Annotated in this window: 11 protein-coding genes; 5 read left to right on the plus strand and 6 right to left on the minus strand. The window is 53.8% G+C overall.

All coding sequences use genetic code 11. The features are described from left to right. Positions 1-1,334: 1,334 nt before the first annotated feature. The 3 genes from ABX962_RS16655 to ABX962_RS16665 all read right to left on the minus strand — a co-directional run bounded on the left by ABX962_RS16655 (position 1,335) and on the right by ABX962_RS16665 (position 4,703). On the minus strand, positions 1,335-1,871 hold the full coding sequence (locus tag ABX962_RS16655; protein WP_372721171.1) for a GNAT family N-acetyltransferase: 537 nt from the start codon (positions 1,869-1,871) through the stop codon (positions 1,335-1,337). Between the two features lie 88 nt (positions 1,872-1,959). Continuing rightward, positions 1,960-2,433, minus strand: coding sequence for a hypothetical protein (locus tag ABX962_RS16660; protein ID WP_372721172.1), 474 nt, complete (start codon positions 2,431-2,433; stop codon positions 1,960-1,962). 824 nt (positions 2,434-3,257) lie between these two features. Next, positions 3,258-4,703 carry an aldehyde dehydrogenase family protein gene (locus ABX962_RS16665; RefSeq protein WP_372721173.1) on the minus strand — a complete coding sequence of 482 codons (1,446 nt, stop codon included), beginning with the start codon at positions 4,701-4,703 and terminating at the stop codon, positions 3,258-3,260. Positions 4,704-4,818: 115 nt separating this feature from the next. Here ABX962_RS16665 and ABX962_RS16670 point away from each other — a divergent pair, with 115 nt between their 5' ends. From ABX962_RS16670 to ABX962_RS16690, 5 genes are all read left to right on the plus strand, one after another. Further along, positions 4,819-5,145: a prepilin-type N-terminal cleavage/methylation domain-containing protein gene (locus ABX962_RS16670; RefSeq protein WP_339940406.1), complete on the plus strand. Its 327-nt coding sequence runs from the start codon at positions 4,819-4,821 to the stop codon at positions 5,143-5,145. 184 nt (positions 5,146-5,329) lie between these two features. After that, complete coding sequence (locus ABX962_RS16675; protein WP_372721174.1) at positions 5,330-5,788, plus strand: Tfp pilus assembly protein FimT/FimU; 459 nt, start codon at positions 5,330-5,332, stop codon at positions 5,786-5,788. Continuing rightward, the gene (locus ABX962_RS16680) at positions 5,785-6,252 is read left to right on the plus strand and encodes a hypothetical protein (protein ID WP_372721175.1); all 468 of its coding nucleotides are present in this window, start codon (positions 5,785-5,787) and stop codon (positions 6,250-6,252) included. The genes ABX962_RS16675 and ABX962_RS16680 overlap by 4 nt, the downstream gene beginning before the upstream one ends. Further along, entirely contained in the window at positions 6,249-6,764 is a 516-nt protein-coding gene (locus ABX962_RS16685; protein ID WP_372721176.1) for a hypothetical protein, read from the plus strand. The genes ABX962_RS16680 and ABX962_RS16685 overlap by 4 nt, the downstream gene beginning before the upstream one ends. A gap of 2 nt (positions 6,765-6,766) precedes the next feature. Next, on the plus strand, positions 6,767-7,201 hold the full coding sequence (locus ABX962_RS16690; RefSeq protein ID WP_372721177.1) for a hypothetical protein: 435 nt from the start codon (positions 6,767-6,769) through the stop codon (positions 7,199-7,201). A gap of 171 nt (positions 7,202-7,372) precedes the next feature. Here the strand turns inward: ABX962_RS16690 and ABX962_RS16695 are convergent, their stop codons facing one another. The 3 genes from ABX962_RS16695 to ABX962_RS16705 all read right to left on the minus strand — a co-directional run. Further along, complete coding sequence (locus tag ABX962_RS16695) at positions 7,373-8,692, minus strand: right-handed parallel beta-helix repeat-containing protein (RefSeq protein WP_372721178.1); 1,320 nt, start codon at positions 8,690-8,692, stop codon at positions 7,373-7,375. A 519-nt stretch (positions 8,693-9,211) separates the two neighbouring features. Then, on the minus strand, positions 9,212-11,254 hold the full coding sequence (gene ligA / locus ABX962_RS16700) for an NAD-dependent DNA ligase LigA (protein WP_372721179.1): 2,043 nt from the start codon (positions 11,252-11,254) through the stop codon (positions 9,212-9,214). Between the two features lie 126 nt (positions 11,255-11,380). After that, a partial coding sequence (locus ABX962_RS16705) for a hypothetical protein (protein WP_372721180.1) occupies positions 11,381-13,183 on the minus strand: 1,803 nt, incomplete at its 5' end.

Here is a 13,183-nt window from a genome sequence, read left to right on the forward strand (position 1 = left end):
ATCACGCCTCTGCAAATTTGCCCGTGAATGAACAGGGCTCGTTCCCGGTTCAATCATCCGGCGTCACGTCTTTCCATCTTTTCTGTCGCAACGATTTTTCTGTCTCTCTTGTTCCTCGATCCGCGAAGGCATCCATCGGTAACGACGATTGTCGCGTGCTTAGCTGGTTCACTGGCTAATACGACGCGATGCTTCGTCATGCCATCACACGGTGGGGCACTGGTGAGGAAAGGTTAAAAAATCACAGGTTAGAAAATAGGCAGCGATGGCTGGAACAACGCGGCAGCGAGTAAAGGTTGGTGTTGATGAGGGACCCATGACGGTTCCAGCATATTGAGGACACTGCTCTGCGTTAATCGCAACGATGACGCTGTGCAAGGGAGCTGCCCTGCGTTGAGTAACTGTGTTTCTCCTGTTTGCCGAACCGGTCTCGCACCAATCAGGCCGGAAAAACGGAAAGGCGAATGAAACACAGGCGAATTCAAATGAGCTGCTTGCCGAGCGTATCCTTCAGGCAGCAGTGTTGACCTGAGACCGGCGACGCAACCGATTACGGGGCGGCGATAATAAATTCTCAATCGTGAAAATACGACTCTGCCGCTCCAGTGCAGATGGAAGTTTACTCGGTTTGCTTTTTGGGGAGTATGACCTGTGAATTCCTTTCGGTGCGAAGGGCATACGCAGCCCACATTATGCAGGCCGCGGTAACAGCGATGGCAAGCCCCAACCCTAGTTTGGTTGCGGGAGGAGCAGGCAAAAGCAAACAAACGAGCAAGCATAGCAAGATGGGGTGGACTCGCTTGCCCCAACGCTGCGGTATCTGCCAGCCAAGTTCTGCAGCAGCGCAATGAGCAAATACGTGAAACGAAGCGAGAAAAAGCGGAATGAACAACCAGGGGGCAAACGCCGAATATCCAAACGGAGCGAGGTAGAAACGGGAGGTCCAGGGAAAGCTAAATCCAGCAAGCGACACTGTCAGCAAGGATGCAGACCACAGTAGTCGAAGGCCATTTGTATGTCGCAGCGAGTTCATACGGGAAGCGTCAGGTGTTTTAGTTCTTGCTGGGCTAACAAAATATGTAGCCGGGAACGGGTGGGGATTTGTCACTTCCCAAAACGATCCTGCAGCTTCCGGCACCATTACATGGTTCGCGGCGGTTGCAGGGATGAACGCGACCCGGATAATCACGTTCGTAAGTCATCGTACCCGACCCGTGATCGAGTCGCAATTCAATTTGTTGCAAACGAATTGGTCAGTCGGAAGCGACTGAAAACATCCGTGGCATAACAGTTGAACCGGTTGCCACTGACATTTACTTGGGGTGACACCGCGTCTACGTCGATTGAGATTCGCGTGCTCGTCGAGTGAACACGAGACGTCCGTTTACGTCGTGGCGATCCGACAGCACGAAATCCAGACGTTCGAGAACCGCGATGGAGCCGAGGTTGTCGCGTGCGACGCGTGCGTGGAAACCAGAAAATCCGTTCTTCGATGCCACCAACAACATTTGCCGAACAATCATCGTCATCGACCCTGCAACTCTCTGGGAACGCCAGTATCCGATTTCGTCATCGATTCGAGTTGCGGTTTTCAAGTCACAACTAGCACAGGGAAGGCCGTCGGGACCGTTTACGATAAACACGTAATACCGATGGCTGCTCCATCCGGCCGCAGCCCACTGAATGAAGTCCCTTGCGTCGTCCGTCGTGTAAGGCCTTTCCGCTAGTCGTTCACGGAACAACCGATCGTAGATGGTCGTTTCGTTGCAACACTCCACGATCCGTTCACGCACTTTTTTCGTGTTGAACCGCTGCGTCAATCCGCAGAGTTGCAGCGACGTGCCCGGGATCCTCGTACTGTTTGGACTCATCTCAACTGGATATCGCTAGTGATGTGGGGGCGGTCGTCAATCTCTCGTCTGAGAATGCACACGTTCGCTGCTCATGTCATGCGGATCGTTACTCGTCGTTTTGCATGGCGTCCGCGACACCCGGGATCGAGCGAACGCGTCGCCATCCACACCAAGCAAGGTATCCCGCGATGATCGCAAAGCCAGTCCCAAAGATCAGGATGAACCAGAGATCCGTCGGTTCCTCGGCCATCAATACTTCGCCGACAGTCGTCACAAGCCCAAACACAAAAAACGCAGCAAGCAATAGATTCAGTATGCCAAGCGTACGAGTAAGCTCGTGGCGTTTTCGGTACCAGCAGAACCATTCGGCGATCGCGTAGCAGGATACTGGCAGTACCAACATAAAGCCACCGATGAAGGCGAAAGGGTTATCGGCAGCAGCAATCGAGATAACGCATACGATCAAAAAGAGAGTGGTAAATGTGAAGTTGATGACGAAACAAAGTGTGTCAAGCGGACGCCTTGCGGATGCCATGAATGAGACAGTGGGGTGATGCGGTGGGGTATACGCTTCGTTCATGTCTAGGTAGGAAAACTTAGTCCGACTCCGCCAGCCGTCCTCGGATGCATGACCCGCGACTCGGTTTCGTCTGCGACCTGCGGCTCAATACGGCAGTGCTAATCGTCTCGGCGGCAAAAAAATGGATGGTAAAAAAATAGACATTTGATTTGGAGCGATCGCAACGCTGAACTCTTTTTACACGTGACACATCTTTTTGCCCCACATGTTTTTGCCGGAAATGTAGTGAGAAAGAATCCTGACGTCCGCTTCACAGCGGCGGGGACCTCCAGTGATTTTAAGTGTTGACAGAACCAACGCACGCCACTGCATCGGACTATCAGAGTCGCGATCAAACCATCGACCGTGCAGCTCATTCGCACCGATTCGACTGCGTCATTTTTTTGGTGTCAGCTCCTCAACCACACTCCGCTTAAGTGGGTTTTGGGTGAAAACCTTGATCGAACACAGGCCGACAATCAAGTACCCTGATGACTCGGCCACGCTTGGAGCTGTAACCTTATAGTGGATGAAAGGAGAATCTTCGGTCTTCAACCCTTACAGCATTCCTCGCGAGCTAGCGTTTGTCAATCAGAACGATACCATATTGGCGCTCGATCTGCTTTGGCGCAAAACGCCCGTCGATCTTCGCGTTGATCGTCTGCCAATCGAATTCCATGGTTCGGATTCTATCGGGCTCCTCCACAATGGCGACGGGGGATCGGAGTTTGAAAAAGTAAAATTGACAATTGTAAATTTCAAATTGGATCGGGGGCGTGCCTGGCGATGCGGCTGGCAGTTCAACCGGCCGCGGGGTGCTTGAGATTTTGGTGCGGTCGGATCTTTTACTTGGCGACGTCCCAAGGATCGAGCGTGGCGAAGGATTCGGTTTCGGTTGGGGATTGAAGCGAGGCTACCGGATCGCTACAGAAATCGATCGCGTGATAACCCGCCGGACGATGGTTGCCGCTGTCGCCCAAGCCACCAAACGGCAAACTGCCTGCGGCTCCGGTCGTGGGCCGGTTCCAGTTGACCACTCCGGCGCCGACGCTGTCGACAAAGTTTTCAAACATGCTGGTGGTGCCACCGAGTAGCGTGGCGGCTAAACCATAGGGCGTGTTCGTTGCAGCTGCGACCGCCGCATTAAAATCAGCGACTCGCTGGATCACCAGCAGCGGGCCGAACCATTCGAGTTCGCCGATCGCCGCGAGCTGAGCGTCAGTGCATTGCGTTGCATCGACAATCGCCGGATGTACCAAGTTCTCGCGACGCGAATTGACTTTCCAAGGCACGACCACGCGGCAGCCGTTTGCTAACAAGGCGTCATAGGTCTTGCGTAATTGTTTGGCGGCAAGGGCTGAGATCAACGGTCCGACCTGAGGTGTTGTCTCGTCGTGAGGTAATCCGACGACCAGCGATTGTGTTCGCTCAGTGACCGCATCGATGTGAGCTTCGCTGTGCGAGTTCTCGATAAACAAGGCACGTCGGGCGCATGAACAGCGTTGGCCGGCGGAGACGAAAGCCGAAAAAGTCACGATGTCAGCAACCGTTTTGGATGGGATCGAGTCGCTGACGACGACGGGATTGTTTCCGCCGAGTTCCAAGGCCAACAAGACGTCGGGGCGACCTGCTAATTGGCGATGAATGGCGCGGCCCGCTGCGCGGCTGCCGGTCAGCAAAACCGCATTGATTAGCGGCGAGTCAATTGCGTTGACGGCAACCTCGACGCCTCCTTGGATCATCTGCATCACGCCATCGGGAAGTCCCGCTTGCCGCCATGCATCGATCATCCATTGCCCGACCGCTGTGGCTTGGTCGCTCGGTTTGAAAACAATCGTGTTGCCGGACAGTAGCGCCGGCACGATCTGGCCTCCAGGCAAATGAAGTGGAAAATTAAACGGTCCCAAAACCAATGCGACACCTAGCGGATGATAGCGAACGACGCGAGCCAGATTGCCGGATTCAATGACCGTTTTGCTGCGTCGTTCGTGGAGGGCTGTGATGCTTAGATCGATTTTGCCGATCGCAGCGCCGACTTCCGCGTCGGCATCCCAAGGCAATTTGCCGACTTCGTTTGTAATGAGTTCGCGAATTTCTTCACGATGGTCGCTCAAGTGTTTTGCATAGTTGCGTGCGATTTGTATCCGTTGAGAAAGCGGGGTACGGTGCCAAAGTATCGCGGATTGCCGTGCCGTTGCGATCGCTAGCTCGATTTGCTTGGGCGTCGATTCGAGGCCGTCAAAGAGGATCGTGTCATCAAGTGGACTCACGCTCTGAAACAATTTAGGCATTTCTCGGCTCCAACGGGATCGTGTTTCGATTTCTGACCTAGGTTTAGGTAGACGAGAATAGCTCTCTTGTCTGGCCACCTGCAATCTAAAGTCCACACACGGAGTATATACTCAGATGAAACGAAATAAAAAGAACGGCTTTTCGCTGCTTGAAGTGATCGCCGCAGTTGTGATCCTCGCAGTCGTGGCCGCTGCCACCGTAGCCACGGTCGCGCCGATGCGAGCGAAGAGCGATCAAAAGTTGTCTGAACAAGAAGTCGCGACGCTAAACAGTATGGCACAAACCTACTTCCTCGAAACGGGCGCGTTCCCCCGCAGTGTCAACGACCTGGTTACGGGCGGTTACCTTGCCAATACGACTCCGGCCGAACAAACACGCATCACGGCAATCCGTCGTAATTACACCTATGCACGTGCGACCGGTACGTTCACCAAACGCTAAATCAGGCGTAGCCAGTCTCCAGGTGGAGCTGGCTGCGATCCAGGCCAAGCGAATCGTTCATGGCGAATCACGCCGTAACGCATTCGCACAATATTTAGGGTCGTCGAGGAGACGCTGCGAGCGAGAGATCGTTTGCACCTCCGCGCCGACCCATTTTTATGTCCCGACGCTTTAGGTGTCGATCATGGTCCCAAAATCGAAACGAAACGGCGTCACTTTGATCGAAGCGGTCATGGTGGTCGTGTTGCTAAGCGCATCTGCGGTGGCAAGCTCATTCGTGTTACGGCCGCGTTGGTCAACCCAGCGGAGCGTAACCGGTGTGATCCATCACGTTGCAGAAGCGTTGACGATGGCCCGCAACACGTCGATCACCAATCAAGCCGACGTCCGAGTCGAGCGAATTCGCAAAGACGGTCAAGCGATGTTGCAGATCACCGAAGTCGCTGGGCCGATTCGCGATGAAAGGGTGACGTGGTTCGAGCTGGGACCGGAGGTCACCGTCGAGGGATCGCCATCCGAAATTCTTTTTTCGCCATTGGGAACCGCCAACCGCGACCTTCGTTGGCGGATCATCCAAGGCGGTGTCAGTGGCGACGTTCGCGTGTCACCGACCACCGGCAAAGTCCAATTCCAAGTGCCTTGACCAGGACACGTATGATGCGAATCGAGAGGAAGCCGCAAGCGAAACCACGTCGCGGGGCAACGTTGCTGGACGTCGTCATCGGATCGATGTTGCTTTCGGTTCTGCTGATTCCGTCGCTTCATTTGTTGACCCGATCCCAAAAAATGCATCGCCGATTGAAGCTGCATAAATCGATGTTGTTCGAGGCAGATCAGTTGCTGCAACAACGAAAGATTTTGCTTTCGGACCAGGTGGCGTTTGCGAAGGCATGGGCACGTCCAATGTCGACTTCGGAACGGTCAACGATTGTGACCGAAGACGGCCAGCAACTTGCCGCCGGAGTGCTGGTCCAACGTGATTCGACCGCCAAGTTGTCGAAGTTGTTGACGATTGCAACGCAAGTTTGGCAGGACCGCAATCGCAATGGCCGTGTGGATGAAGACGAGCCGGTGGAACAGCTGCAATCGCATTGGGGCGAACCATGAGCACGTATTGCAACCAAAAAACGCGTCGTCACGGAATCAGTTTGATCGAAGTGATCGCATGCACGGGGCTCGTCGCGATTCTGTTCGTTCCGATCGCTGGAGTGATCCGTGCTTCGGCACGTTCGATGGCAACTGCCCAGTCAGACGGGTCAACGGCCGAAGAACTGCAGCATACTCTGACTTGGTTATCGCAAACGATTGACGATGGAACGGTCGTGAGCATGAACGCTTCGAGTTTGACTTTGCAGCGACGTGATGCCGCAATCGTCAAGGTTTTTCGTTCGGACAATCAATTAGTCATGAGCGATGGCAAATCAACAGATGTCGTGCTCGCCGAAAATATTCTGGATTTTACGATTCGCACGATCGTCCAGCCCAAACCGTCAAGCAAAACCGTGGGACTCGAACTCGAGCTGGTTGGACGGAACACAACTGATAATCGAAAGGTCGTCGAAACGTCGACGGTCGTCTTCCCTCCGCAAATTATCGAACCGAAAAAGGCGGGGAAATGAACATGTCAAACCGGTTGCAGCCGTTCAAGAGAGCACGAAGACGGATGGGTTCGGCATTGTTGCTGTGTACGCTTGCCGCGGCGGTGTTGTCGATGTCGGCAATCGCGATATTGAGGTCAAGTAAACTTGCGATCGCCCGCGTCGATGCACGGCGAACGGCGATCCAAGGGCGTCATATCGCAGACGGACTCGTGCAACAAGCGATTGCTCAACTAAAAAGTGATGCCGACTTTGAAGGCGAGATTTTTGCAACCGATTCGGCAATGCCAACCGCTCGTGTCGTCGTCAAACAGCCAGGCAAGAAAGAAGCGATGCTGTCCGTTTTCCTGTACGAGAGATCGGCCGTCGCCGCGAAGGAAGTTTCGATCGACATCGACGAGCTAAAAACGAAGGGTAAATCGAAAGACCCTAAAGAGCCAAAAGCGAAGTCAAAGTAGCCGAGCTGTCCTCGGTAGCGGAACTCGTCAAGAGTTTCGTCGCTGTTCAGCGATTCAACGAACGTCACTCGCGACATCCCGCGACGGCCATACTGATGCATCCTGCGGCGCATGGGGATCTTTAGCAAGATCCACTACGGTATGTGGATGTCTCGCGGACTGGTTGCTGGATCATTTTTTACTTAGATCGGCCATCGTTTTAAGATCGCTGTGGTAGCCTTTGTCTGGATATCGGCGGCTATTAAAAGCGGGACCGGTTCCGTCCCAGTTCTCGGTAGGATCGACGAATTGTGGGTCGTCAACCGAACCGGCAGCGTCTGAAATGATCGTTGCTTCCGCGGCGATCGGTCCACGCGACGTTTTACGAAATGCCTGCGTTGTGTCCGCGATAATGCAATCACGAACGGTGACGGGTAACTTGGCGCGGTCGTCGGTTTGCACCGCGGCACTGCGTGAGCCGAAGAAAGTACATCGCTGTGCCAATACGGGGCCTCCATTGCACCACAATCCCAGCACTCCGCCACCCGCGAAACAATTCGCCAACACGCCGGTGGACCAAACACGGAAATTGCGTTTGTTGTTGACTGCGACACAGCCCAACAACCTGACGTCTTCCACCTTCAAATCAAAACCGGCGTCTTGGTTGCGAATGGCACGGCATTGGTAGAAACGGACGTTCTCAGCACTACCCTCGACGACAAATCCGTCTCCGTTTTTATATTTTCCCTTTTGCAGTGGCATCATGTTGTTACGGGCCACACATTGATTAAAGAAGAATTCTCGATTGGGCGAGTCGCCGTTGTTGACGGTAAAACCGAACGGCAGCAACTCCGTTTTTTTCTCCCACGACTCGTCGCCTTCGGAACAATCGGCAGTGCATCGCAACAATTCCACTCGGTCGCATCCCTGTTCGAAACGGAAGCCATGTTTGGTGTAGCGAGTCAAATCACAGTCGACAAATCGTAAGTCGTCACTGTCCGCGACATAGAATCCATAGCGAGCGTGACGGATATCGACGTCTTCAAACAAAAGATGGGCACTGTCCTTTCCCTTACTTGCTTTCGCAATGGACACGCCGGTCACGTAGCCATCGATCCGCAAGTCTTTCAGGCCGACATAGCCAACACCGGCGGCAATCCGAACGGCAGTGGCACCTTTGTTCGGCGCGTCGGCATTCCAAGTGCCTTGTAGCACCGGCAATCCTTCGCCCCGATCAACGCCCACAATTTGTTTCGGTCGCTCTGGCTCGCCTCCTTGGGTGATCGTGATCGTTGCATCGCGGTAAACGCCACTTCCAATCAGCAATCGGTCACCAGGGTTTAGACGGTCGTCGACTGCGGTTTTCAGCGAATCGCCCGAGATCGCATGCTGCCAACTACTGCCGTCCATTCGTCCTGCGCCGTCCTGGGTGACGAAGACGTCCACGCCCATCGCAGGAACCGTGGCCACAAAAAGCAGCAAACTAAACATCGTCGTAATCAAAGGTCTCATTAACTCTCTCGGTGACGAGGTTGTGCAGGCAAAGGGTAAGGGCGTGATTCATCGGGAAGTGCTTCGTATTTTCAGACAAAGCCGAGGCATCAAAGTATTGTCGGCGAAGGCTGCGATTGCAAACACTACCCGCATTTCAGCTCGCAATGGCGGCTCGGCCAAAAAGATCGATACTTTTCAGAGACCGTTACCCCTGGACTGCTAAAACGTTGGTATCGACGTCGGATCTTAGTAGTGAGTTTTTCTTTCCAGCCTACAGTGCAGTTACCTCTCCACCGACGAAGTCGGGGGAGAGGTGACAGAAAACCAGCTCAACTAAGAATCACGACAACACCAAAGTTTTAGCGGCGCAGCATTTCCTCTGGTTCCCAGGCTCCCGCATGCCGTGCGAGAATAAGCGGGAATGACGAGGCGGGAGCCTCGGAGGCAGTGCATTCCTAAACTGGAGCCTGAGAACGAGCGAATTTTGCTCGCGTAGAGCGAAAAGTGTCGATCAAACTTGCATTTAGAGACGCATTGTCATTCTTCGATCAGCGCTTTGAAATCGGCTTCCGTCAAAACCTTCACCCCCAGCGACTCGGCCTTTGCCAACTTGCTGCCTGCCTTTTCACCAGCGACCAAGAAGTCGGTCTTTTTGCTGATACTGCTCGATGCACGACCACCGAGTTTTTCAATTAGACCTTTGATTTCGTCGCGATTGAATTGCTGTAGCGTTCCGGTGACCACCAGCGTTTTGCCTTCGAGCGGACCGCCACTTCGTGCCGTGACATCTTCACTCAGTTTGACACCCACTTCGGCAAGCTCGGCGAAGACTTTCATGCCATAGTCGCTGTGCAGAAACTGGTGCATGCTCTTGGCGATCGCGTCACCGATTTCATGAATCGATGCGAGGTCTTCGATGGATGCGGATTGTAGTTGCTCGATCGTCGGGTAATGCCGCGTGATCAGCTGAGCGACTCGCGGTCCGACGTGCCGGATTGAAATCGACGCGAGCACGCGGGCTAGCCCCCGAGTCCGGCTGGCCTCGACCCCAGCGACCAGATTTTCCGCATTCTTTTTGCCGACTTGGACGTCAATCATTTTGCCGTCTTTGCCTTTACGTTGTTTTAGCCAATTGACATCGGCAAGCTCCGCGACGGTTAATCGATACAGATCGGCGTAACTGGATACGATGCCGCGCTGCACCAGCAAATCGACCAACTCGTCTCCGAGTCCATCGATGTCCATTCCTGGACGACTGCCGAAATAGATCAACCGTTGACGTAATTGCGCGGGACATTCGGGACTAGGGCAACGAATATAAACGCCCCCGTCGTCACGCACCAATTCGGTGTTGCAAACAGGACAATGCGTCGGGAATTGAAACGGAGGATGCTCGGTTTTGCGTTCGTGTTTTTCGACACGGACGACTTTGGGAATGATTTTGCCGGCCTTTTCCACGACGACGACATCACCTTCGCGGACATCCAGTCGCTCGATTTCGTCGGCGTTATGAAGCGACGCTCGCGACACCGTCGTGTCAGCGATATCGACTGGTTTTAGATGAGCCACCGGAGTGATCGCTCCGGTCTTGCCGACTTGGACGCTGATCGATTCGAGCACCGTGACCGCTTCGTAACGTTCGAATTTATACGCGATTACCCACCGTGGACTCTTGCTGCGAATCCCCAACCGTTCACGTTGGTCAAAGCGATTGACTTTGAAAACGATGCCGTCCACTTCGAAGGGCAAATCGGGCATCTCCTCTTCAAACACCGCAACGGCCTTCAGTGCGTCAGCGGAGTTTTTAAACACCTGGACTTCGGGGGTCGGCGGAATACCAAGCTTGCCGACTTCGTCCAAAAATTCAATATGGTTTTTAGCCCGCAGCCCGGTCGTTTCGCCGATACCGTGACAGAAAAAGCGGAGTTTGCGTTCGGCGGCGACGGCCGGATCGAGCAACCGAATCGTCCCGGCGGTGACGTTGCGCGTGTTTTTGTAAGGCTCGGAACCCGCCTCGGTTTGTCGTAGATTTAGGTCCGCCAAATCCGCATTCGTCATATAGACTTCGCCGCGAACCTCCAGCACCTCCGGCGGCGATTCACCGACCAAACGCAGCGGTACATCGCGGATGGTGCGTGCGTTGTGAGTAATATCGTCGCCGACTTGTCCGTTGCCACGGGTCAGTGCGACAGCCATATTGCCTTGCTCGTACCGAATCGAGGCTGCGACGCCGTCGATTTTAAATTCCATCACCCACTGGATCGGCTCGCCGAGCGTTTTTTCGGTACGGTCAAAATACGCCTTCAGTTCTTCGCGGCTGTAAGTGTTGTCGATTGACAACATCGGAACCGAATGAGCGACTTGGACCAAGTGCGGGACCGGTGCGTCACCCACGCGTTGGGTTGGTGAGTCGGCCGAGGCGAATTCGGGATGTTCGGTTTCGAGTTGCCTAAGTTCTTCGAGCAATCGGTCGTACTGAAGGTCGGTGACCGCAGGAGTGGCTTCGACATAATACATGTGATCCAAACGGCGGATCTCGGTTCGTAACTCTGCCACACGTTGCGCGATGGATTCGTTCACGACCGTGTTTCTCCTGTGGATTAAAAAAGTGGTAAGTTCGAAGCGGGGGCGAGGTCAAGCAAAAGCATACGGTAAATCACGCGAGAAAAGGAAGACGGGGATTTCAGCCGTGATTTGTTGGCAACGTTATTGCTGCGTTTGTTGGGTCGGTGTTTCAAGCTGCATCGTGGATCCGGTCACCAAGGGGACTAGGAATTCGCTGCGCTGTTTAGCGACCGCGTATTCGGTTTCCGCCCGCTGCATTTCCAACGCTCTTTCGTTCTGTACCCATTGATCGTAAACCGTACCGGAAACCACGCGATCCTCGGCCCTCAGCAGTTCGGGATCGTAAGTTAAACCGGGATGATGTTGAGCGCGTTCAAATTGCGTTAGCGGTATTTTGTGCGTTCGCAGTCCCGCTTCCCACTTGTCGATTGCTTCGATGGCCGCTTTGCGAGCGATCCCTTTGGGAGCAGCGTTTTTTTGAGTTCCAAACGGATCGTAATCGTCGCCCGCAGAACTCCATTTATCCCACCAACTGAGTTTGGGCCCGAACAGATTCGCGATGATCTGGTCGGCACGATTGAGCATGTGTCGTGTGACAGCTCGACTTCGTTTGAATAACGCGGTGGGAAAGACGGGATAGTCCCAGATCGTGCGTGACTGTTTTGCGATATAGCGAATGTTGGCCAGCAATTGAAACAGCAGTGAGATCGACGCTTCATTTTCCTGCATCTGACGATACGTCAATCCATAATTCAGCGAACGCTCGGCCAGATAATTCAACTTCGGCATCAGTGATTTGACGCTGTTGGTGCCCCACGTTTTTGCATCGCGAGCGATTTGCTGCTCGTTGAACAGATCAACCACAATCGAATCGATCAAGGCGCCGCCGATCTGCTGGATCTCGTCGGCGGTCAGCGGACGGTCGATGTAGTTTTCGCGAAACCGGGGAAAGGTCCGCTCGCTGACCAAGCGGATAAAACGATCCACCTTGTCTTCGAATTTCAGTGTTAGAAAAATACCATGCTTGTTCGCCTCGCTGTTAATAAAGTCGTCACCGATGATATCGATCGAGTCGACTTCGAACAGGACTGCGGACCCTTTGCTCGAATCGAGCGAACGCCGTGCTTCGAGTCTGCCGATTTTTCGTTTGCGAAAAAATCCCCATGACGTGTCGGTATCGCCGGTGTCGTTGCGATAGACGATGACCCAGCGGTGCAGTGGATCCTGTGCTCGCAATTTGCTCTGAAGCCGGACGGCTTCTTGCTCGAGCCATATCGGTTTGGGTTGAAACAGGAATGTTCTTTTTTGAATCTCGAATTCGTGCACCGCGCCGAGTGAGGCATCGGCAATCGCATCGGCGCCGGATGTGATTCCGCCGACCACGTCGCCAGTCCGCTGGACATATTGATTCCAACGATTGATTTGTTTCAGAAAAGCTCGCTGAGTTTTAATTTGGCTGGCGGTTTTGCTGCGGTTGATCGGGATGAGGTAGGCCTGCAGTGCCGCGGCGCCCCCGCTGCGTGAATCACCCACGATATAGAAATTGATGTCGAAATCCGCAGCAGCCACCAAAAACTGTGACTTGGCAAGTTGCTCAAATGCCGTCTTTTTTCCGATTGGGGTTTGGTAGTAGTTGTTGGGAATGATGATCGTCATGCCACGCCACATCTCGAGCATCGATTTATCGGCTTCGATCTTGCGGACCAGGTCCAGAAAACCATAGTAGGAAACGTCCCACACATCCAAACCGCTACCGAAATAGTCGGCAAGTTGCGTCCATTTTTCGATGTCGTTGACGTCGGTCTTTTGATTCGCAATCAGTAAAAAACGCGATCCCTTGTCACGGCGAAATTGCTCCGAAACGCGAATCGTTTCCTTGCGATAATCTATGCGGCGATATTGGTCATGCTGCGAACTCGACCCGGGATGTTGCAGTAACAAATC

This window comes from Novipirellula sp., from assembly GCF_041583735.1.
Classification (GTDB): domain Bacteria; phylum Planctomycetota; class Planctomycetia; order Pirellulales; family Pirellulaceae; genus Novipirellula.